Below are 21,503 nucleotides of genomic sequence, written 5' to 3'. Positions count from 1 at the left end.
TTGAATGAACCCTGACGGGGCGTCTCAGGACGCCTCGCGCCAGCGCTCCTCGCGAACGAACTCGATCAGCCTGTCCGAGGGCATCGCCGGTGCAAAGGCATAGCCCTGCAGGGCATCGCAGCCGAGATCACGCAGGATCCTGGCATGCTCCATGGTTTCCACGCCTTCGGCGACAACCTTGATGCCGAGCGACTGTCCGATTTCGATGATCGATGCCACCAGGCGGCGCTGGCCTTCCGAATGGGTGATCGGGATGACCAGCTGACGATCGATCTTCAGCCGTTTCGGACGCAGGTGAATGAGGCTGACGATGGAGGCATAGCCCGTGCCGAAATCATCGATCTCGATGTCGATGCCCATGTCCCGCAGGTGTTCGAAATTGGCGGCGATAAGATCGTTCTTGTCGTCCAGGAAGATGGATTCCAGAAGTTCGAAGGACAGTGACCCGGGTTCGAAGGCAAGACCGTCGAGGCTCTGCATCAGGTTGGCGTCGTTGAGCCTGCCAGCCGACACGTTGACCGACATTTTCGGAATGTGGATCCCGGCTGCTTTCCAGCGCGCGGACTGCCACAGGGTCTGTTCCAGAATAATCCGGTCGATCAGGGGCACCACATTAAGCTCGTCGGCCGTTTTCAGGAACACGTCCGGTGTCAGGATGCCTTCGGTGGGATGGTTCCAGCGCGCCAGTGCCTCGACACCGGTGATCGCCAGCGTTCTCGCATCGAACTGCGGCTGGAAGTACGGCAGGAATTCCTGACGCTCCAATGCACACAGGATGTCGTCGGCAACCTGCTTGTTGCGAACGATTTCCGACTTCAGCGTGTCGGAGAAGAATTCGAACCGGTTGCGGCCGTTGCTCTTGGCCCGGTAGAGCGCGATGTCCGCATCGACCAGCAGGTGCCGACCGTAGTCGCTCAAGGTCGTGTCGGCCATGGCAATGCCGATGGACACGCCGAAGCGGCATTGATGATTTTCGAAAGTCACCGGCTGACGCATCTGCTCGATGATCTTTTCAGCAAGGGCGGCCAGGCTTTTCTCGTCGGTCGGCTCGGTGATGGCAATGACGAACTCGTCACCGCCGATGCGGGCGACGAATTCGCTGGAACTGACGTTTTCCATCAGCACCGACGCGGCATGGGTAAGCATCGAGTCGCCGGCAGCGTGGCCAAGTGTGTCGTTGATATGCTTGAAGCGATCGAGATCGATATGCAGCAGCGCCGTCGGCTTGTGCGGGGCCTGCTCGTCCAACAGCTGCCGGTCCAGGAACCGGCGGTTCGGGAGACCGGTCAGACTGTCGTGCAGCGAATGGTGCTCCATCAGCGCACGGGCATCTTCGAGTTCGCGGTTCCGGTCTTCGGCGTTCTGCTTGGCGTTGAGCAAACGGGTCTTGAGCTGGAAGTCCCGGGAAACATCCCAGTTGACGCCCAGAATGTAACGTTGGCCGCGAGTGTTGGTGTGAACTGCGCCGATGGCCCGGATCCAGCGGGTGGAGCCGTCCTGAAGGATCACACGGAAGTCGGAATGATAAGTTCCGCCGGTGTCGATCGCGTCCCAATATTCCTTTTCGGCGCGCTTCAGATCCTCCGGGTGCAGGCACTCGGACCAGACATCGTATTGCGACGTGTCGCGCCACTCCGGGATATCGTAAAGTTCCCGCATCCGGCTGTCCCAGGTCAACACACCGGTATCCAGGTTCAGTTCCCAGATGCCTATCTTGGAGGTATCGAGGGCCAGCTTCAGGCGCTGAGACAGACCTTCCATCTGCACCTGGCGGCGTCTCAGTTCGCGGATATGCCCGCGCCGCTGATCGTACAGCTGTCCGGCGATGAAGATCGGCAACAGAACCAGCAGCCCTCCGGCCAGCATCAACAGCCGAACTTTCCAGGCGTTGTCCGGCATTGCCGACCAACCACCACGCGGGATCGCCGCAATCCGCCAACGCCCGGTCGGCAGAACCACCTCGGACAACACCGGGTTCTGGGACAGAATGTTCTCGTCCCCAAAGAAAACCGACTTGTCCGCCATGGTCGCATCTCGGCCCATGATCGCGATTTCCACCGGGAGCGCGGCGTCCAGCAAGCCGCTGTCCGCATAAAGCCTGTCGGCGTCGACGACAGCAGCAACCAGCCCCCAAAGGCGCCTAGTGCCATCATCATTTTCGGTAAAGACAGGGAAGCGTCCGACGAACCCCTTGCCCCCCTGCAAAAGATCGACGGGCCCGGCGAGCACCATCTCGCCTGAATTCACCGCCCGAAGGGCCGCATCACGCTGCTGCTCGTTTTTCCGGTAATCGAGCCCGATGGCCTTTTCGTTGCCGGTCATCGGATACATCAGCCTGACGACAAGATCCGGTGCGCCGGCGACATTGCGAAGCTGCGAGTGATTGCCGATGAGACCACTGGAAATCCGGCCGAACTGGTCCTGATCAATATCCGGCTGTGTCGCAATCAGCGCAACAAGCCCCCGGACAAGCTGCAGGTTGCTGTTGATGTTGCCTTCCAGCCGGGCACGGACAATGCCGAGTTGCTCGGCGACATTCGCGCGCGCACTTTGCAGATGCACGGACCGGTTCTGAACTTCCGCGAATATTCCGGCAGCAATTGTCACGGCAAGGGCAATGCCGATCGCCGCAACGCTGGCCAGGCTGGGCCGTGTCAGAATATGACTGGCTCCAATTCGGGAAAAAAATGTCTTCGGCATCTCATCTCGTTAGGTCGAGAAATCTCCAATGGCCAACGATCAGGACACCGCAGTCTTGGAGCTTATCTCAGAATAACCTTAAAAACGAAACAAATGCCTAAAGGTCACTTTACAGTTTGACTGAAGGGATTGAGCGATATTGCTTCAGAGCTTTTGGGCTGTTCTAACGCAGCAGGATAACCCCCACGACCGCCGCAACGATGAGCATGCAGCCGAAAATCTCGGACCGGGCGATCGCTTCCTTGAATACCAGCCATGACACCAGAAAGGTGAACACGAGTTCGACCTGGGCCAGTGCGCGCACATAGGCAACGTTTTGCAGCGTCATTGCCGTGAACCAGCCGACAGACCCGGCCACGCCGGAAGCGCCAACCCAGACGGCTGCTCGCCAGGCGCGAAGGCTGGCACGCAACTGGTCGGGTTCACGCAGCACCATCCAGCTTGCCATAACGATTGTCTGGAAAGCCGTTGCATAAACCAGCGCATAGGCGGCCTGCATCGGCACCCCGGTGCCTTCCAACGACAGCGAAGCCGTGCGGTAGGCGACGGCGGACGCTCCGAAAAAGGCAGCCGAGGCAAGGCCGATCAATGCAGGACGTCCTACTAGCGACGTGCGGATGGCAGCCAGTGTCAACGGAACCCGTGCCAGGGAGATGACGACCACACCGATGACGCCGACCAGAATGCACAGTCCAGCCGCCAGGGAAATGTGTTCGCCGAGAACGACGAAGCCGAAGAGCGCCGCCTGGATCGGTTCTGTCTTGGAATAGGCGGTCCCGACGGCAAAGTTGCGGAAGGAGAACAGGTGGATCAGCAGAAACGTGCCGAGGATCTGCGCCAGACCGCCCAGCGCCCCGGCAATCAAAAGCGTTGGTGTCGGTTCAGGCAGCGGGAACTTGAACACGACGTGCAGCACGGCAGCATAGGCGATCGCAAAAGGCACGCCGTAGCCGAACCGCACAAATGTTGCCCCGGTGGTGCCAAGCTGACCTTTCAGGTGTTTCTGGAGGGCCGTGCGCAGGTTCTGGCAGAACGCTGCTGCAATGGTGATCGGGATCCATAATTCCACGGAACGTACTCTTGTCGATTTTGTTGAATTGATTTCACCCTAGCGATTTGGTCGCCGCTTTAAACTGCCGTGATCGCAACCAACATTTTATTTTTTCTCAACTCATCGACCTGGACGGCAGGTGTAATCCAGCCAGCATTCCCCCGAGAATGGCTGCTTGTTTGACGGCTACAGGACATCTGCCGACCCTCCCGTGCTTGACAGCACCTTGCCGGGCGGCTTAGGTCCGCGCCAGAAATGTTAACGCCCGGAGACCATCTGCCTGATGACCCACGATCTCGCTTCCCTGTCCAAGATCATCGACGCCGCCTTCGAAGACCGTGCCGCCATCGACACCACGACCACCGGTGAAGTCCGGGACGCGGTCGAGGAAACTTTGAACCTGCTCGACCGTGGCAAGCTGCGCGTTGCGGAGAAGAAGGATGGCGACTGGGCGGTCAACCAGTGGGCCAAGAAGGCTGTTCTGCTGTCGTTCCGCCTGAACCCGATGGACATCATCAAGGGCGGCCCCGGCGACGCCACCTGGTGGGACAAGGTGCCGTCCAAGTTCGACGGCTGGCGCGGCATGGATTTTGAAAACGCCGGTTTCCGCGCCGTGCCGAACTGCATCGTTCGCCGCTCTGCCTTTATCGGCAAGGGCGTGGTCCTGATGCCGTCCTTCGTCAATCTCGGTGCTTTTGTTGACGAAGGCACAATGGTCGACACATGGGCGACCGTCGGCTCCTGCGCCCAGATCGGCAAGAACGTCCACCTGTCCGGCGGCGTCGGCATCGGCGGCGTTCTGGAACCGCTTCAGGCCGGTCCGGTGATCATCGAAGACAATTGCTTTATCGGCGCACGCTCCGAAGTCGTCGAAGGCTGCATCGTGCGTGAAGGTTCCGTGCTCGGCATGGGTGTCTTCATTGGCCAGTCCACCCGCATCGTCAACCGCATGACCGGCGAGATCACCTACGGCGAAGTACCGCCCTACTCCGTGGTTGTCGCAGGTTCCATGCCGACGTCCAGCGTGATGGGCAACGGCGAAGCCGCTCCGAACCTTTACTGCGCCGTAATCGTGAAGACGGTTGACGAAAAGACCCGCTCCAAGACCGGCATCAACGAACTTCTGCGCGACTGACGCAGACCAGGGAGCGCAACGAGCGCCTTGATATCTGGAAATCCGGAAAGCCCCGCCCTAACCCGGCGGGGTTTTTCATGCGCCCCACAAAAGCCCGACCACCTGGGAAATCACGAGCGTGAGCAACACATCCAGGACGACGACGCCGATGGTCAGGCTCACGGTTGTCTGAAGCGCGATGCGGGCGACCTGGTAGCGATACCAGATCACGACAAAGAGGCAGGTCAGCGACAACAAGACAACGATGCCAGGCGAGATAACGTCCAGAAGAAACAGGATGTAGGTAAAGAGATACGGCACCGACGCGAGCAGGCTTGTCCAGTTGCGTACGACAATGAAAGACACGTAGCGGTTCGAAATGCCTATCGGCGCTGCCAGCAACGCCAGCAACAACGGTAGTGCCAGCCAGTCGACGCCCATTCCCAGGAACTGGGCAAACCAGTAGCTACCGTTCGGAAAGGCATCGGGATGGTAGAGGTTCTCGGCGAAAAAGAGCCGCTTTTCCGCAAGGCAACTGACCACATAAACCGGCACCAGCAGAAAGATGACGGAGAACGAACGCCAGAACCCCTGAATGGACTGGTCGAAAAACGCCATTCCTTCCGGACGGTTGCGCAGAAGCAACCAGGACCCGTCCAATGCCGCGCGAATTTCGACCTTGCTGATCAATTCCCGTCTGCTCCGGAAAAATAGCTGAAGAGGAATTTTTTGTAGATTGCTGCCAGCCGGTCAAGGTCCTCAACCGCGACACATTCGTCCACCTTGTGCATCGTCTGGCCGACAAGGCCAAATTCCACGACAGGGCAGTAGTTCTTTATGAAGCGGGCGTCTGATGTTCCTCCGCCCGTTGAAAGCTCCGGAACCCGGCCGGTTTCCGCTTCCACAGCCTTGCTCAGGGCTTCGATCAGGACTTCGTCCCGCGTCAGGAAGGATTCGCTGGCATCGCGCTTGAACTCCAGCCCAAGCGCTAGTTTTCCAAGGTCTACCGCTTCAAGCGTCTCGGTGATGCGGGCCTTGAGGCTCTCCAGCGTCCATTCGTCATTGTAGCGAATGTTGAAACGGGCTTCTGCCCGCGCCGGAATGACGTTGAAGGCCGGATTACCGACATCGGCGGAGACAATCTCCAGATTGGACGGCTGAAAGCGTTCGTTGCCCTTGTCCAGTTCCAGCGCGTCAAGCGCGGCCAGAAGGCGAACCAGGCCCGGGATCGGGTTGTCGGCCAGATGCGGATAGGCGGCATGGCCCTGGACACCCCGGACCGTGATGGTGCCGGACAGCGATCCGCGCCGCCCGACCTTGATGGCATCGCCGAGCACATCCGGATTGGTCGGCTCGCCGACGATGCAGGCATCGAACACATGCCCTTGTTCCCTGGCCCACTGAAGCAGCTTGACGGTGCCGTTGACTGCCGGGCCTTCCTCGTCGCCGGTGATGAGAAAGGAAATCGTGCCGCCAAAATCCGGGCCCTTTTCGGCAACGTAATCAAGCGCTGCTGCTGCAAAGGCCGCGATGCCGCCTTTCATGTCGACTGCGCCCCGGCCAAACAGTATGCCGTTGTCGATGGTCCCCTCAAACGGGCCGTGCCGCCAGTCGCTCTCGGCACCGGCCGGAACCACATCCGTGTGGCCTGCAAAGACGAAATGCGGTGCACCGCTGCCGATGGAGGCAAACAGGTTCTCCACGTCCGGCGTGTCCTCGTCCTGGAACGTGACGCGCGACACGGCAAACCCGGCCTTGCCGAGCAACGCTTCCAGCGAAGCCAGCGCGCCGCCTTCGGCAGGGGTCACGGACGGGCAACGGATCAGGTCCTGTGCGATTGCGACGGCGGAAGTGGGCATGAAACAGTCTCTTTGGTTAGTCGTATGCAAGGCTCACGCGCGTTCAGCGCTTGCGCCAGTAGCTATTTGGCATCGGGCCATGGCGGTTCGGCTGGCCCTGGCTCGGCACAACGCCGAGAAAGATCAGCATGATCACATTCAGAATCGGAACGAAGATCAAAAGTGCGAGGAACCCGCTCTGACCGATGTCCTGCAGCCGCTTGACGACCAGTGCCAGTTCCACCCACTGCAGAACGAAGAACAGAACCGGAAACAGCGGATTCGTGCCGATGTAGTCGCCGGAAATCATGGATTCAGGCGTCGGCGTTTCAGCGGAGGAAAGCCACCATATCCGCAGCGCAATGCCGAATATGATCCAGCTGACAAGGAAACACAGCCAATAGGGTTCCCGGCCCATACGACCGATAGGGCTCAAAAGGGCCCAGATCGGCCCCGGGGCAGTATTCGCGCTCTGTGGGGGCGTTGTCATTCCATCCAGCTCAGGTTCGATTGATCTGGCAAGGAGGTAGACGCATACGCGGGCCGGATCAAGGTCTGTTACACAGTCGCACCGGCCTTGGCCAGTGCGTAATCATGCGAATTGTGCCAGTCGTATAGTTTGCACCCCTATTACCTTGGGTAATTTTAATGGATTTTGCACGTTCGGCGTGCCAATCCTAATTTTGAAGGTTCACTGCCGACGAGGGGGCTCGCTGATGACCGGTGCCTGGAAGACTAGACTAACTGCCTGTGCATTCTCAGTATTTCTGGCGTTCTTGTCCACTATGGCACTGCCGGCCAACGCACAGGACACCGGAAAAAACCTTCCGTCGCAACTTCAGCCCGAAGCCATGGAAAAGCTTGTCTCCGATCTCGATCCGGAACAGGTGAAGGCGCTGACCGACCTGATGACCCTGCTGCAGCAAGGTGCCGCAGCCAAGGGCGCGCAGACCCCGCCTCCGTCAGAAGAAGTCGAACTGATCGAGAAGGTGCAGACCGCAGCCGATCAGTTCGGCGCGCTGATTGCCAACAATTTCAGAACCTTGCCGGAGCTCTTCAGCAGCCTTTTCTCCAGTATCGGCGCACTGTTTGCGGGAACGGTCGCAGGACCGGTGCATATCTTCATTGGTGCCATCGCCCTCATCCTGGCAGCCGGGTTTGCCGCCGAATTCCTGGTCAACCGGCTTTTCGCTTCCCGCCGGGAAAAGATCCAGAGCCATGCGCCCCACAGCCTCTTTGAGACTGTCAAACTGGTCTCCACACGTGCCGCGCTTGATCTTGGCGGGCTGATTGTTTTTGCAATCGTCGCCTTCGCTGTCGGCAAGATCGCGATCTTCGATCCTGTCGCCAGAGCCTTTGCCTTTCAGGCGGTATACTGGATCGTTTTCCTGCCACGCATCGTCGCAGCCCTGCTGCGCTTTGCCCTGGCCCCGCATCGGAGCGAGCTGCGCCTCGTCACCGCGGACGACACCACCGCCAAGTCGCTTTACCGCAGCTTCACGAGCCTCTTCGCCTTTGTTGGCGTCACGTTCTTCCTGCGTAACATCATGATCGAGGCCGGCGACGGAGATGTTGCCGAAACCTTCCGCTTCTTCATCGGCTTTGGCGTCAATCTCTGGATCGCCATGGTCATCTGGAACGCCCGTCATGGCCTGACGAGCATCATTCTGGGTGATGAGCACCAGCCAACCAGCGGCCTGGAACGCATGGCCCGGTTCTGGCCCTATTTCTCGATTGCCTTCATCGCCTTCAACTGGCTGCTGGTTCAGATAACAACCAGCATGGGCATCGAAGCGCTGACCGCGGGACGCTCTCTCGCCGTGATTGCGTTGGTCGTGTTCGCGCCGTTTCTCGACACGATGGTACGCGGCATCGTCTCCCACATCGTTCCGCCCATGCGCGGGGAAGGTCCGGTTGCGGAAGCTGCCCATATGCAGACCCGGCACAGCTACGTGCGCATTGCCCGCGTGGCCCTGCTTGCCTTCCTGGTGCTGATGGTCGGCAGGATCTATGGTCTCAATCTGCTCGCGCTCGGCGCGGAAGACGGGTCCTCGGTCGCCCGGCATACGGTTATCTTCCTGCTTATTCTGGCCGCCGGTTACCTTGCCTGGGAAATCACCAATCTCTGGGTTGCCCACCAGCTCGCCAAGGATTCGCCGCCGCCTTCCAACGAAGATGAAGACGCGGAGATGGGCGGGGCCGGCAAGTCGCGCCTGGCAACGATCCTGCCGTTGATCCGCGTCGTCGTGCAGATCACGATCCTGACCCTGACCACACTGCTCGCCCTCAGCCAGCTGGGCATCAACATCACGCCGCTTCTGGCCGGTGCCGGTGTCGTTGGCCTGGCAGTCGGCTTCGGGGCGCAGACCCTGGTGCGCGACGTGGTCTCAGGCATCTTCTTCCTGATGGACGATGCCTTCCGTCTGGGTGAATTCATCGATGCGGGCGGTACACAGGGCACTATCGAGAAAATCTCGATAAGGTCCCTGCAGCTGCGCGGCACGCGTGGTGCCGTTCATATCGTCCCCTATGGCGAAATTCCGAAGCTCACCAACCTGTCCCGTGACTGGGTGATCATGAAGCTGAAGTTCACCGTTCCTTTCGACACGGATGTCGAGAAGGTTCGCAAGCTCTTCAAGCGGATCGGCCAGGAAATCATGGAGATGGAAGAGTTCAAGGACGACATTCTGGCCCCGTTCAAGGGACAGGGCGTTGCCGATGTTGACGACGTCGGCATCGTGGTGCGCGGCAAGTACACCACCAAACCCGGCAAGCAGTTCGGCATCCGCAAGGAAATCTACAAGCGCGTTCAACAAGCGTTCGAGGAAAACGGCATCCAGTTCGCGCGCAAGGAGGTGCGGGTCAACATTCCCGACACCGCGAAGCTGGACGACAAGCAAAAGGAAGCCGTCACAGCAGCTGCGGCTGCCGCAGCCGCCGACATGGACAAGAAGCCGGCGACCGAGTGAGGCCCTGCCTTGCATCGCCTGCAACTGACCGGCCTGCCGCTTTGCCTGTGAGAGCGGTGGGCACAGCGTTTTTTGCCCATCCTTCGAGACGCCGCTACCGCGGCTCCTCAAGATGAGGCGATACGGGGAAGAAAGGCTTCAGCAAACCGCAGCAGCATCCTGAAGAGGCCGCCAGGCCGTCTCGAAGGATGGGCCCAAAGCCCTGCTCCCCATTTTCACGACTGGATAACATGGCACGCAGGTCTGCCCGCGCTTCACGTCGGATTTAACCGGCGCATAAGCCCTTCTCCCGATTGAGCCGGACACCGTTCCGTGCCTAAGATTGCCTGTCCGCGGGAGGCGGGCGGGCAATATGCTTTTGGGAGGAAGCCGCCTGATGAGTGACAACACGTCAACCCCTCACGATAGCGGGGCATCCGCAACAACTGGATTGCGGCCCATGCCAAAGGTCAACAAGATTACCGTCAACGACGTGATCGACGCGTTCGCTGCGGGTCTGGCCGATTTCCGCAGGGCGCCGGTCTACGGCCTGGCGATCGGCGCGTTTTTCGCTCTTGGGGGCCTGTTTGTCGTCTTGAGCGCGGCCGCCCTCAACATGAGTTACCTGTCCTATCCGGCAGCGGCCGGTTTCGTCTTGATCGGGCCATTCGCTGCGGTTGGTCTCTACGAGGTCAGCCGGCGTCTCCAAAATGGTGAGGAGCTTTCCTGGTCACGCATCTTCGGCACCATGTGGGCCCAAAAGGGGCGGGAACTTTCCTGGATGGCCTTCGTGGTTCTGTTCATCCAGATCATGTGGATGTATCAGGTGCGCCTGCTGCTCGCGCTGTTCCTCGGCTTCCGGTCGTTTGCTTCCTTCGACGAGTTTCTGACCCAGGTCATCTCCACCCCGGAAGGCCTGATGTTCCTGGCCGTTGGCCACGTGGTGGGTGCAATCCTGTCGCTGATCCTGTTCTCGTTGACCGTGGTGTCTTTCCCGTTGCTGATGGAGGAGGACCGGGACTTCATCACAGCCATGATCACCAGCGTGCGGGCCGTGTTCACATCACCCGTCCCGATGATCGGCTGGGCCTTTGTCGTAACCGCGGTTCTGATCGTCTCGATGGCACCGGCGTTCCTGGGTCTGGTCGTGTCCCTGCCGATCCTCGGTCATACGACCTGGCATCTCTACAAGAAGTGCGTGGAGATACCTGAGGAGACGTTGTGACGGGCTAAAGAGTATCCTCTCACGCGTCGCCGTCTTCTTCGCCTTCTCCGGCAGCCAACACGGCTTTGCGGGACTGCCAGTCCTTCTTGAGTTCGATGTCCATTTCCGCCGAACGGTAGTCGACACGGGTCAGGTAAAGCCCGTCTGCCGGCGCCACCGGGCCGCAGGCGTTCCGGTCGCGGGCTTGCAGGGCCTTGGTGACATCACCCGGTCCCCATTTGCCCTCACCGACCAGCCGCAGGGAGCCGACCATCGAGCGCACCTGATTGTGGAGGAACGACCGTGAGGCGCATTCGGCAATGACGAACTCGCCCTCGCGGTATACCCGGAATTCCTCCAGCGTCTTTTCCGGGCTTTTTGCCTGGCAGCGCGTGTGACGGAAGGTGGTGAAGTCGTGATGACCGACGAATTCCTGCGCGGCCGCGTGCATGGCGTCCGCATCGAGATGCACCTTCACATGCCAGGCAAGCCCAAGCTGGTGGGTGAGCGGCGGCAGCCGGTTTTGAATGCGATAGCGGTAGGAGCGGCGGATCGCGGAAAAGCGCGCGTCGAAGCCCTCGTGCATTTCCGCGGCATCCAGGATCACCACCGGATGGGGCTGGCAATGGAAATTCAGCGCCCCCATGACCGTTCTTGCGTCCCAGTCCTTCGAAAGATCCACATGGCAGACCTGCCCGGTGGCGTGGACGCCGGTGTCGGTGCGACCGGCGCCGCCGATGGTCACCTCCTCACCGGAGAATGCCTTGACGGCACGTTCGATCACCGCCTGGACGGACGGCGCGTTCGCCTGGCGCTGCCAGCCGCTGAACGGCCTGCCGTCATATTCCACCGTCAGTTTGTAGCGGGGCATTACTCGAATTCTTCAAAGGGTGTGGCGAAGGCCACCTCGATTGGCAGGTCCCGCGATCCGGCTTCCGTCAGCGCAAGCGCCATGAAGGCATCGCCCGCATAAGGTCCCTGCACCTTGCGTGCCAGCACGGGATCGAAACCGAAGCGCGGATAATAGGACGGCGGGCCGAGTACCAGAACAAGGTCCTCTCCCAGATCCTTCAGGCTTTCCAGAGAGGCCTTGATCAGCGCCGAACCGATGCCGGTCTTCTGCAGGTCCGGCCAGACGGAAACAGGCGCAAGGCAGACAACCTGCATGCCCTGCCCCGGACCGATGGCAGCCGGGGTGACACGGCTGTAGGCGATATGTCCGACGATCCGGCCGTCGGCATCGACCGCGACCTGTTCCAGCACCAGAGCGCCGCAATGACGCAGCGTGTGCACGAGGCGGGCTTCCATGTCGGACGGAAAGGCAGCGGTGACCAGCTCCCTGACGGAAGCTTCATCGTCAGAAGTCACGTTTCTGATGGCAAGGCCGGCAGCTTCGGCAGCTTGGGTCATGTCGGTCTCCTCGAACCTCAGGTTAGTCCAGAACCGTGCCGTCAGAAAGCGATGCTCCGCGCAGGAATTCCGCGCCGCTCATCGGCTTCTTGCCGGCCCGCTGAACCTGTTCCAGACGTACGGCACCCGCACCGCAGGAAATCACCGGCACATCCCCACCGGTCTGGACGGATCCCGGCGTGCCGGAGCCTTCGCCAAGCGTGCTGCGCAGGACCTTGACCCGTTCTATCTTGCCGCCGAGCGGCATTTCGCACCAGGCACCGGGAAAGGGTGACAGGCCGCGAATGTGATTGTGAACCTCCGCAGCCGGTTTCGACCAGTCGATCCGGGTTTCCAGCTTGGAGAGCTTGGCCGCGTAGGTGACACCGTCTTCTGCCTGGGTCTGGTCTCCAAGCGCCCCGCGCGACAAGGCCGCCAGCGCCCGAACCATCAGATCCCCGCCGAGCGAAGACAGCTTGTCGTGAAGGTCACCGGCCGTCATGTTCTCGCCGATGGCAACGGTTTCCGACATGCAGACGGGGCCGGTATCGAGCCCCTCTTCCATGCGCATCACCTGAACGGCTGTTTCTTTGTCACCGGCCATGATCGCCCTGTTGATGGGCGCTGCGCCGCGCCAGCGCGGCAACATGGAAGCATGAAGGTTGAGACAACCGTATTCCGGCGCTTCCAGGATCGGTTTCGGCAGGAGAAGGCCGTAGGCAACCACCACCGCGACATCTGCATTCAAGGCCGCAAAGGCCTCCTGCTCTTCTGCCCCTTTGAGGCTCTGCGGCGTGAACACCGGAATACCGAAAGATTCAGCGGCCTCATGAACCGGCGATTTCTTCAGGTCCATGCCCCGGCCCGCAGGACGCGGCGGCTGCGAATAGCAGGCGACCACGTCGTGGCCCTGGCCGACGATTTCCATGAGGGTCGGCACCGAGAAATCCGGGGTGCCCATGAAGATGACGCGTAAGGACATGAGGCTCCTGAGGGGTTTTGAAGATCTGCGCCCTTATTGCGTCTCGCGGCGGGTGTTGCAAGGGGGCAGCGTGCGTTGTTTGGCGCCCCTGCACCCAGGGCTACTCCTTCCCGGAAGTGCGAAATCGATCAGGCCTGCCGCGTGGCGTCAGCTCGCTTCAAGCCAGGCCAGGTAGCAGGACCTTTAGGCTTCCGACCATCATTTCCATCGCAATGGCCGCCAGGATCATCCCCATCAGGCGGCTCATGACGCTGGTTGCGGTCTGGCCGAGGAACTTCGACAGGAACGGGGCGGCGAAGAACGTGCCTACGAGAACGGCGATGGAGGCGGCGATGGCAGCGATATACGCAATTTCGTGGGAAAGATCCGTGACCTGGCCACGGTAGATAATCATGGTCGAGATCGTTCCCGGTCCGAGCAGGATCGGTACGGTCAGCGGATAGATTGCAGGATTGTCCTGTTCGGAATGATGTTCCTGTTCCTCGTCCGTCCCATGATGCGCCTTGCTCTTCTCACCGGAGATGAGGTTGAGCGCGATCAGGAGAATGAGGAAACCACCGGCAAGCCGAAACGCATCCAGACTGATGCCGAAGACCTTGAGAATGGCATCGCCCGTGAGGCCGATGAATGCGGAGCCAAGGGCAAGGCCAATCAGCACCGTCAGGGCAACCTTGCGCTCAAACCCCGGCCCTTTGTCGGCGGTGAGCGACAAGAACACCGGCAGGTTTGCAATCGGGTTCATGATTGCAAAGAGCGCAGCGAAGAGTTTCAGGAACAGGACCTGATCCATTTATGCCGCCCCCCCGGTTTCAGCCAGGCAGCAGCGGATCAGAGTTTTCCGGCCAGCTTTGCCTGCTTGGTGAATTTCTTGACAACGCGTTCGCGCTTCAGCTTCGACAGGTAGTCAATGAACAGCTTCCCGTTGAGATGGTCAAGCTCGTGCTGAATACAGGTTGCCAGAAGCCCGTCGGCCTTGATCTCCTGTTCGGCGCCTTCCCGGTTGAGAAACTGGACCGTTACTTCGGCAGGCCGCTCGACCTCCTCGTAGTAATCGGGGATCGACAGGCAACCTTCCTGATAGACGGACAGGTCCTCGCTCGACCAGACGATCTTCGGATTGATGAACACCATCGGCTCTTTCGGCGCGTCTTCCTTGGCGACGTCCAGCACGAAGATGCGTTGCAGCAGCCCGATCTGGCTGGCAGCAAGTCCGATACCGGGGGCATCGTACATGGTTTCCAGCATATCGTCGGCCAGTTTGCGGACGTCGTCGTCGACGGTCACGATAGGTGCACACACCTCGCGCAGGACCGGATCGGGAATGGTGATGATCGGGCGTATTGTCATGCGCCTGACATAAGAAATCGGAGCGCTCCGGTCAACGCGGAAATAGCGCGGCAGCCTCCCGTTTTCAACGCCTTCGACCGGACCTGCTACCTGGTAGAAGTCTACAGCTCTCTCCTGCCGCGCGGATGGGCCTTCGCCCCGAATCGTTCTATGTTTGTTTCATGAATGAGATCCTGTTCGATTTGAGTGGCCGTCCGGTGACGGTTCTGGAAGCTGCCATCGCCGGCGGCCTGTTTCTTCTGGCGTTGATTGTCTGGCTGGTCCTGAAGACCATGCGGGAGATCCGTTTGCGTGCCGAATCGGACGCAGTGGCCAGCGAGCGTATTCACGAGCTGGAAAGCCATCTCTCGCAACTTCTGAAATCTCAGGGGGAAATGACCGGCCGCATGCAGACCATGGCGGAAGTGTTCGGCTCGCGGCAGTCCGACATGATGCGCGCCGTCAACGAGCGCCTGGATGGCATGGGCCACAAGCTGAACCTTTCGATGGCAGATACTAGCAAGCGCACGCAGGACGGCCTCAGGCACCTGCACGAGCGGCTGGCGGTGATCGACCGGGCGCAGCGCACGATTACCGATCTCTCCGGCCAGGTTGGCCAGTTGCAGGCAATCCTGTCCAACAAGCAGACCCGCGGCGCCTTCGGTCAGGGCCGGATGGAAGCGATTGTCCAGGACCAGATGGCGCCCAGCACCTATTCCTTCCAGGCAACGCTGTCGAACAACAGCCGCCCGGACTGCCTGATCCACATGCCGAACGGTGCGCCGCCGCTGGCCATCGACGCCAAGTTTCCGCTGGAAGCCTTCAACCTGCTGCGCAATGCGGAAACCGACGACCAGCTGAAATATGCCCAGGCCCAGTTTCGCCGCGACTTCACCAAACACATTCAGGACATCGGCGAGAAATACCTTCTGCCCGGCGAGACGCAGGATACCGCGTTCCTGTTCGTGCCATCGGAAAGCGTGTTTGCAGAACTCAACGAGAGCTTCGAGGACCTTATCCAGAAGGCGCACCGTACCCGGGTGGTGATCGTCTCGCCCTCGCTGCTGATGTTGTCGATCCAGGTGATCCAGTCGGTGCTGCGCGATGCCAAGATGCGCGAGCAGGCCCATCTGATCCAGGCGGAAGTCGGCCACCTGGTTGCCGATGTCAGCCGGTTGAACGACCGCGTCGGCAAGCTTCAGGCCCATTTCGCCCAGGCGAACAAGGATATCGACCAGATCCTGATTTCCTCCGACAAGATCTCCAAGCGAAGCCGCCGGATCGAGGATCTCGAGCTGGGAGAACTCGAAAGCGTGGCAAAGGACACTTCCAGTGCCGAACCCCAGCTGGCGATGACACCGAAGGGGTGACGCAGCAAATCTGTTGCTGCTGTTCTACCTCGGGTCTACAGTCCGGCCGGCTCGATCCGAGTCGATTTGGAGGCAGGTATGTCGTTCCGGAATTTCCTTTTTTCCAAGACACTTAACATCGCAATCACCGGCGTGGTGCTTGGGGGGCTCGCGTTCCCGCTGAGCCAGAATGCAGCAGCGGAAGAGTGCTCACAGTCCGTTGAAGCGGTCTGGCTGGACACCTATTCGGTTGAAGCAGATGCACAGGGCGAATGCGGGTCTGCGGAAGTCTCGCTCGCGGTCTTCAATCAGTCCGGTGGCATTGAATATCAGGCTACCTTTGATCAGAATGACCTGTTCGGTTTTTACGGCATCGAAACCCTCACCGACATGCAGGCAGCCCTGCTGGACTGGATCAGCGGCTATACCGATGTCGCAACATCCGCCAAGCTGCCGGTTTGGCCGGAAGGTGCTGAAGGCCCGCAGGCTGGCGAATTTCCGTTTTATGCAGAAGAAGGCGTGACACGGGAGATCTATGAGCGGGCCCGCCAGGAAGAGCGTCCCATGGTCTGCTCCATTCAGGGAACTGAAAGCCAGCTTTGCCTGGTCAAGAACCCGAAGTCCGGCGCACTCGAATCCATTGGCGTCCAGACGTTCCCCGGCTGAGAAATTCGCGTAGATTAGACAAACACAAGACCACAGCCGACAAGACCCCGGGCGAGCACTTGAATGCCCGGGGCACTGCTACCTCTTGTCCACTTACAACTCTGGCAGGCGCCGCGCCTTCGTGATCGCGCCCCATTCCGTTGCCGCGATGCGATCAATTGCCTTGTCCAGTGGCTCATAGGCGACGGTCATCGTGAAGCCGTTGGCGTGCAAAAGGCGGTTCTCGCCCGCGATGATGCCGACATGGCCTTTCCAGAACAGCAGATCACCACGTTTCAATGTGGTCGGATCATCATGCGGAACGGCTTCGCCGGCTTCCGCTTCCTGCATGTCACTGTCGCGCGGCAGGTCGTGCCCGCCTGTCTGCGCCGCAAGTTGCACCAACGCTGAGCAATCGAGACCCAGGCTCGAGCGTCCACCCCAGCGGTAGGGCGTGCCGATCAGCTCTTCGGCGACAGCCACCCAGTCGTCCTCAACGGCGTCCAGCGGCACAAGATGTTTGGCAACAACCGCCGAACCATCGCTGAGGAGCGCATAGGCCAGCCCACGCGTTTCGGTTTCACCGATAACCGTGACCAGCGAGCCAATGGACAGGAGCCCGAGTGGCGGAAACTTGAGGTCGGCAACCGGGTAACTGTAGGTCCGAAGGGCGCGCACCCGGTGGGTAGCCGGCTTCACCGGCCCAAGGTCGTCGGAGGAGAACCAGCCGACGTAGCCGTCCGTGTCGAGCTGTCCCCAGGCCCAGCCTTCCGGTGTCTGCTCGTAAACGGTCACCCACTCGCCGCTGAGGGCTTCGGTGTCGATCGGCCGGTCCTGACGCGGTTCAGGCCTGATCGGCAGCTGGTCGGCAATGACCTGAAACACCTCGCCCTCGGCGAAACGGCTAGCGGCTGCCCGGCCTTCATAGTCGATGGCGGCAAGGTCGGCACGGACCGGATGGCGGCGGCGGTCGAAGGTCTCGGTCATGGTCGATAGTCGATCCCGAAATGGATTGGACTGTCAGCGCGGCAGTTCCCGGGCCTTTTCCACCACGAGATCGCCAAGCTGCTCCAGATAAAGCGCGCCTTCCACCGTGCGAGTGATGATCACATTGCGTTTGTCGGCTTCATCGCGCTTGCGCGACAAAAGCCGCATACCGCCCAGAGTGTCAAGCGCCCGGGTGATGGCAGGTTTGGTGACATTCAACTTGGCAGCCAACCCGCGCACCGTATGCGGCGGCGGCTCCAGATAGACTGTCATCAGGATCGTCAACTGGCGCGCGGAAAGATCCTGTTCGCTATCGCGAACAAGCGCCAGATTGACCTCGTGCATCAGTTTCAGCGCCTGCGAGGCGCGCAATTCGACGGCCATGAGTTACAGGGTCCCATCCTTTTCCCCCATCCATCTCCATGACCATCGAAGCACGAAAACGTTTCGGAGCCGTTATTGTGCGCCCGCAAAACGCTCCGAGAGGACATCGAACAGACCACGAATGCCCTGGGCTTCCCCACCCATCGGTTTTCCGGGCTTTTCCATCGGGGTCCAGCCGAAAATATCGAAGTGAACCCAGCTGCCGGTGTTCTCGACAAAGCGGGACAGGAACAGCGCCGCCGTGATCGACCCAGCGAATCCGGCACCGGATGTATTGATGTGATTGATATCGGCAACCTTGCTGTCGAGATATTTCAGATAGGGCTGCCACAGCGGCATGCGCCACAGCGGGTCGGCGGCAGCCTCGGCCATGACCGCGATATCCTCGGCAAGTTCCTCGTCGTCCGTGTAGTAAGGCGGCAGATCCGGCCCCAGAGCAACGCGGGCAGCACCGGTGAGCGTTGCCATATCGATCAGGATTTCCGGGCTCTCCTCGTCTGCAAGCGCCAGGGCATCGGCGAGGATCAACCGGCCTTCGGCATCGGTGTTGCCGATTTCGACGGTCAGCCCCTTGCGGCTCGGCAGGATGTCTCCCGGCCGGAAGGCGTTTCCGGCAACAGCGTTTTCGACACAGGGAACGATGACCCGCAGGCGAACAGGAAGCTTTGACGCCATGATCATGGACGCAAGGCCCAGCACATTGGCCGCCCCACCCATGTCCTTTTTCATCAGCGCCATGGAGGAGCCCGGTTTCAGGTTGAGACCGCCGGTATCGAAGATGACGCCCTTGCCCACCAAAGTGACCTTGGGCGCGGATTCGTCACCCCAGGTGAAGTCTGCCAGGCGCGGCGCCCGGCTGCTGGCCTTGCCGACTGCGTGCACCATCGGGAAGTTTTCTTCCAGAAGGTCTTCCCCGATGACGATACGCCCGGTGCCGCCATGCTGCTTGAAAAGGGCGACAACGGCCTGGGACAGTTCCCCCGGTCCAAGATCGTTCGCGGGCGTATTGATGAGATCACGCGCCAGCTGGACCCCGTCGAGAATCGTTCCGAGTCGATCCAGGTCGACGGTCTCGTCAACGGCAAGTCGGCGGGTCTTGCCTTCGTTTTTCAGGTAGCGGGTAAAGGAATAGGTGGAGAGGGCAAAGCCGAGCGCTGCCTGTTCGGGATCCGGAAACCCCTCGGCAAGATGGTAATCGCCTTCCGGCAGTCCCGCGACGAGGCCGCCTAGTGCCAGCGGATGCGACAGACCGCCATCCTCTACGCCGAACAGCACCGCGGCACCGTCTGCTCCCGGGACAAGCAGGGATGTTGCGGGCTTGCCTGCAAAATCGTTGACCTTGCACCAGTTCAATGCTGCTGATCCGAGCCCGTCCAGAACTTGGGGCAGGCTTGCCTCGGTGATGGCGTGGATGGGCGTGGAGCTGGAAACATCGCTCTTGCGGACTAGGCTTTCGCGCACGGGAGGACCTCCGTTGGAGATTGGATTCGATCTTCAAGACCTAGGATGCCCGGCGTTCGGACGCAATATGGTGCGCGTCGATGCGCACCGCTTCTCGCATTTCGCAACGGTGCTTAACCAAGCATTAGGGTTAATTATCTATTTCTCATAAGGAAACCTGAAAGCCGCCGACAACAAGGATGTTGGAAATGCAATCGCCCAGAACCGGTTCCGTTCGCCGTCGCACTCGTCTCGCCACGACGCTGCTGGCCATGTCGGCGCTTGTCGTTGTCACTGGCTGTGCTTCCAACCGCGCCAACACCGGCACGCACTCCCCTGCCTCCGGCTACACTTCGCCGGGCTCCTCGCAGGCGCTGGCACAGGTGTCCAAATGGTCCAAGGCCTATGAGCGCGATCGCAAAGACCGCAGCGCCATTCTTGGCTATTCCAGCGCTCTCAGCCAGAACGGACAAATTCCGCAGGCCATGGCTGTTCTTCGGTCCGGCGTGATCGCACATCCCAAGGACCGGGAAATCTCTTCCGCCTATGGCAAGGTTCTGGCGATGAACGGCCGTTTCGACGAAGCGCTGAACGTCATTCGTGGTGCCCAGAGGCCGGACACGCCGGACTGGAGGCTGATGTCCGCTGAAGCGGCGATCTATGATCAGACCGGCAACCACGACAAGGCCCGCAGCCTCTACAAGCAGGCGCTTATCATCGCGCCAAACGATCCCAGTCTCCTGAACAACCTGGGCCTGTCATATCTGCTGTCCAATGATCTGCCCGACGCGGAATATACCCTGCGCAAGGCAGCCACCCTGCCCGGCGCAGACAGCCGCGTTCGCCAGAACCTGGCCCTGGTGCTTGGCATCCAGGGCAAGTTTGACGAAGCCATCCAGGTGGCCCAGTCCGAGATCGATCCGCAGCAGGCCCAGGCCAACATAGCCTATCTGCGCACCATGATGCAGAAGCGCCAGCAGGGCTGAGGCGAATTTCTCAAGCCCAGGCTAAAGCTCGCGCAATGTATGCGGGCCCAATATAGTATCGAACGAAAGGCGGTATCCGGACAGCATCCGGATACCGCCTTTTCCCATTCCACAGTTCTGCTTCACAAGCTCATTTTGACCGGATTGTAGACGAGAACCCTCAGAGAATTCCTGACTTTATAGCTGTGCCATTACCTGAATGACAGCTGGTCCCATGATGATAAAAAACAGAACCGGCAGAAAGAACAGAATCATCGGCACCGTCAGCTTCGGCGGCAGAGATGCCGCCTTCTGTTCGGCCATCTGCATGCGCTGTTCGCGGGTGTCGTCCGCCATCGTGCGCAAGGCCGTGCCGACAGGCGTACCGTAACGCTCGGCCTGGATAAGCGCCATCATCACGTTCTTCACACCTTCGACACCTGTGCGTTTCGACAGGTTTTCATAGGCGATGCGGCGGTCGCTCAGGTAAGAAAGTTCGGCCGTCGTGAGCGATAATTCTTCTGCCAGTTCAACCGACTGAACACCGACTTCTTCCGCAACGCGCTTGAAGCCTTCTTCAATGGACATGCCCGATTCCACGCAGATCAGCATGAGATCCAGTGCATCCGGCCAGGCCCGTTGGATGGTCAGCTTGCGCTTGGCTATCTTGTTCTTCAGATAGAGGTTCGGCATGAAAGCGCCGAGGCCGGCAAGACCCAGACAGAAACAGAGCTTAGACAATGCCGGGAGGTCATCGGGCAACACGAGAAACGCGTAAGCCACCGTGAAGGCGAAGACACCGCCAGGTAACGCTATGCGCGCGACCAGGAAGTAGTAAAGCGGTGCGGAGCCGCGGTAGCCGGCCATTCTGAGATTTTCGACCGTGCTCTCATCGGAAAGCGCTTCCTTCAGATTCAGCCGGTCGACGAGGCTTTTCATCTGCGCCTTGGGCTGGTTGCGCAGGGATGCCTTGGCGTCTGCCTGGGCTGCCTGAAGACGGGCCCTCTCCTTGGCACGCAGCTTGTTGCGCTCGATCGCGACCGATTTCATCCGCGATTTCAACGTGTCACGGGACAGAAGTGGCATCACCAGGGAAAAGATAGTTCCCGTGACCGCCACCATGGCCAGAACAGCTGCCAGAAACTGACTGGATGCGATGGTATCGATATCCATGTCGTCTC

General features: G+C 60.1%; 20 protein-coding genes. 6 read left to right on the top strand and 14 right to left on the bottom strand.

Annotated features, from left to right (window positions below; genetic code table 11):
- Nucleotides 1–24 precede the first annotated feature (24 nt).
- A complete protein-coding gene (locus J7447_RS18630; RefSeq protein WP_075283123.1) occupies nucleotides 25–2,700 on the bottom strand; it encodes an EAL domain-containing protein in 2,676 nt (891 codons plus the stop codon).
- A gap of 163 nt (nucleotides 2,701–2,863) precedes the next feature.
- Entirely contained in the window at nucleotides 2,864–3,769 is a 906-nt protein-coding gene (locus J7447_RS18625) for an EamA family transporter (RefSeq protein WP_022999776.1), read from the bottom strand.
- Nucleotides 3,770–4,031: 262 nt separating this feature from the next.
- On the opposite strand from J7447_RS18625, the gene dapD reads away from it, so the two are divergent.
- Complete coding sequence (dapD, locus tag J7447_RS18620; protein WP_088665171.1) at nucleotides 4,032–4,886, top strand: 2,3,4,5-tetrahydropyridine-2,6-dicarboxylate N-succinyltransferase; 855 nt, start codon at nucleotides 4,032–4,034, stop codon at nucleotides 4,884–4,886.
- Nucleotides 4,887–4,961: 75 nt separating this feature from the next.
- On the opposite strand, the gene J7447_RS18615 is transcribed toward dapD, so the two are convergent.
- The 3 genes from J7447_RS18615 to J7447_RS18605 are packed head-to-tail and all read right to left on the bottom strand — an operon-like array spanning nucleotide 4,962 to nucleotide 7,193.
- The gene (locus J7447_RS18615) at nucleotides 4,962–5,555 is read right to left on the bottom strand and encodes a hypothetical protein (protein WP_022999774.1); all 594 of its coding nucleotides are present in this window, start codon (nucleotides 5,553–5,555) and stop codon (nucleotides 4,962–4,964) included.
- The gene (dapE, locus tag J7447_RS18610) at nucleotides 5,552–6,724 is read right to left on the bottom strand and encodes a succinyl-diaminopimelate desuccinylase (protein WP_209170540.1); all 1,173 of its coding nucleotides are present in this window, start codon (nucleotides 6,722–6,724) and stop codon (nucleotides 5,552–5,554) included. Before dapE ends, J7447_RS18615 begins: the two co-directional genes overlap by 4 nt.
- Before the next feature lie 43 nt (nucleotides 6,725–6,767).
- Nucleotides 6,768–7,193, bottom strand: coding sequence for a DUF805 domain-containing protein (locus tag J7447_RS18605; RefSeq protein WP_031268909.1), 426 nt, complete (start codon nucleotides 7,191–7,193; stop codon nucleotides 6,768–6,770).
- A 295-nt stretch (nucleotides 7,194–7,488) separates the two neighbouring features.
- Between J7447_RS18605 and J7447_RS18600 the strand changes: the two genes are divergently transcribed.
- Together J7447_RS18600 and J7447_RS18595 are read left to right on the top strand one after the other, a co-directional pair.
- Nucleotides 7,489–9,672, top strand: coding sequence for a mechanosensitive ion channel family protein (locus J7447_RS18600; RefSeq protein ID WP_022999771.1), 2,184 nt, complete (start codon nucleotides 7,489–7,491; stop codon nucleotides 9,670–9,672).
- Between the two features lie 439 nt (nucleotides 9,673–10,111).
- Nucleotides 10,112–10,876 (top strand): DUF2189 domain-containing protein, encoded by a 765-nt coding sequence (locus J7447_RS18595; RefSeq protein ID WP_022999770.1) that lies wholly within the window; start codon nucleotides 10,112–10,114, stop codon nucleotides 10,874–10,876.
- A 19-nt stretch (nucleotides 10,877–10,895) separates the two neighbouring features.
- Here the strand turns inward: J7447_RS18595 and truA are convergent, their stop codons facing one another.
- The 5 genes from truA to def form a co-directional block, all read right to left on the bottom strand.
- Complete coding sequence (gene truA, locus J7447_RS18590) at nucleotides 10,896–11,726, bottom strand: tRNA pseudouridine(38-40) synthase TruA (RefSeq protein ID WP_075283128.1); 831 nt, start codon at nucleotides 11,724–11,726, stop codon at nucleotides 10,896–10,898.
- Nucleotides 11,726–12,265, bottom strand: coding sequence for an N-acetyltransferase (locus tag J7447_RS18585; protein WP_152504708.1), 540 nt, complete (start codon nucleotides 12,263–12,265; stop codon nucleotides 11,726–11,728). Before J7447_RS18585 ends, truA begins: the two co-directional genes overlap by 1 nt.
- A gap of 22 nt (nucleotides 12,266–12,287) precedes the next feature.
- Nucleotides 12,288–13,226: a methionyl-tRNA formyltransferase gene (gene fmt, locus J7447_RS18580; RefSeq protein WP_209170539.1), complete on the bottom strand. Its 939-nt coding sequence runs from the start codon at nucleotides 13,224–13,226 to the stop codon at nucleotides 12,288–12,290.
- Between the two features lie 157 nt (nucleotides 13,227–13,383).
- A complete protein-coding gene (locus tag J7447_RS18575) occupies nucleotides 13,384–14,016 on the bottom strand; it encodes an NAAT family transporter (RefSeq protein ID WP_055657472.1) in 633 nt (210 codons plus the stop codon).
- Between the two features lie 38 nt (nucleotides 14,017–14,054).
- Nucleotides 14,055–14,573: a peptide deformylase gene (gene def, locus J7447_RS18570; RefSeq protein ID WP_031268905.1), complete on the bottom strand. Its 519-nt coding sequence runs from the start codon at nucleotides 14,571–14,573 to the stop codon at nucleotides 14,055–14,057.
- Between the two features lie 161 nt (nucleotides 14,574–14,734).
- On the opposite strand from def, the gene rmuC reads away from it, so the two are divergent.
- A complete protein-coding gene (gene rmuC / locus J7447_RS18565; RefSeq protein ID WP_209170538.1) occupies nucleotides 14,735–15,922 on the top strand; it encodes a DNA recombination protein RmuC in 1,188 nt (395 codons plus the stop codon).
- A 78-nt stretch (nucleotides 15,923–16,000) separates the two neighbouring features.
- Nucleotides 16,001–16,567, top strand: a complete 567-nt coding sequence (locus J7447_RS18560) for a hypothetical protein (RefSeq protein WP_209170537.1) — start codon at nucleotides 16,001–16,003, stop codon at nucleotides 16,565–16,567.
- Between the two features lie 93 nt (nucleotides 16,568–16,660).
- Here the strand turns inward: J7447_RS18560 and J7447_RS18555 are convergent, their stop codons facing one another.
- The 3 genes from J7447_RS18555 to J7447_RS18545 form a co-directional block, all read right to left on the bottom strand.
- Nucleotides 16,661–17,533, bottom strand: coding sequence for an NlpC/P60 family protein (locus tag J7447_RS18555; protein ID WP_209170536.1), 873 nt, complete (start codon nucleotides 17,531–17,533; stop codon nucleotides 16,661–16,663).
- 33 nt (nucleotides 17,534–17,566) lie between these two features.
- Nucleotides 17,567–17,917: a MarR family transcriptional regulator gene (locus J7447_RS18550; RefSeq protein ID WP_006934185.1), complete on the bottom strand. Its 351-nt coding sequence runs from the start codon at nucleotides 17,915–17,917 to the stop codon at nucleotides 17,567–17,569.
- 72 nt (nucleotides 17,918–17,989) lie between these two features.
- Complete coding sequence (locus J7447_RS18545) at nucleotides 17,990–19,378, bottom strand: leucyl aminopeptidase family protein (RefSeq protein ID WP_209170535.1); 1,389 nt, start codon at nucleotides 19,376–19,378, stop codon at nucleotides 17,990–17,992.
- Between the two features lie 188 nt (nucleotides 19,379–19,566).
- Here J7447_RS18545 and J7447_RS18540 point away from each other — a divergent pair, with 188 nt between their 5' ends.
- Nucleotides 19,567–20,343, top strand: a complete 777-nt coding sequence (locus J7447_RS18540; protein WP_051990112.1) for a tetratricopeptide repeat protein — start codon at nucleotides 19,567–19,569, stop codon at nucleotides 20,341–20,343.
- A gap of 177 nt (nucleotides 20,344–20,520) precedes the next feature.
- Here the strand turns inward: J7447_RS18540 and J7447_RS18535 are convergent, their stop codons facing one another.
- Nucleotides 20,521–21,495 carry a type II secretion system F family protein gene (locus tag J7447_RS18535; RefSeq protein ID WP_152504712.1) on the bottom strand — a complete coding sequence of 325 codons (975 nt, stop codon included), beginning with the start codon at nucleotides 21,493–21,495 and terminating at the stop codon, nucleotides 20,521–20,523.
- Nucleotides 21,496–21,503: the final 8 nt, after the last annotated feature.

The organism is Labrenzia sp. R5_0 (assembly GCF_017743835.1).
In the GTDB taxonomy this organism is placed as follows: domain Bacteria; phylum Pseudomonadota; class Alphaproteobacteria; order Rhizobiales; family Stappiaceae; genus Roseibium; species Roseibium algicola.
The sequence above is the reverse complement of the archived record's forward strand: the minus strand, read 5'-3'. Positions and strand labels throughout refer to the sequence as shown.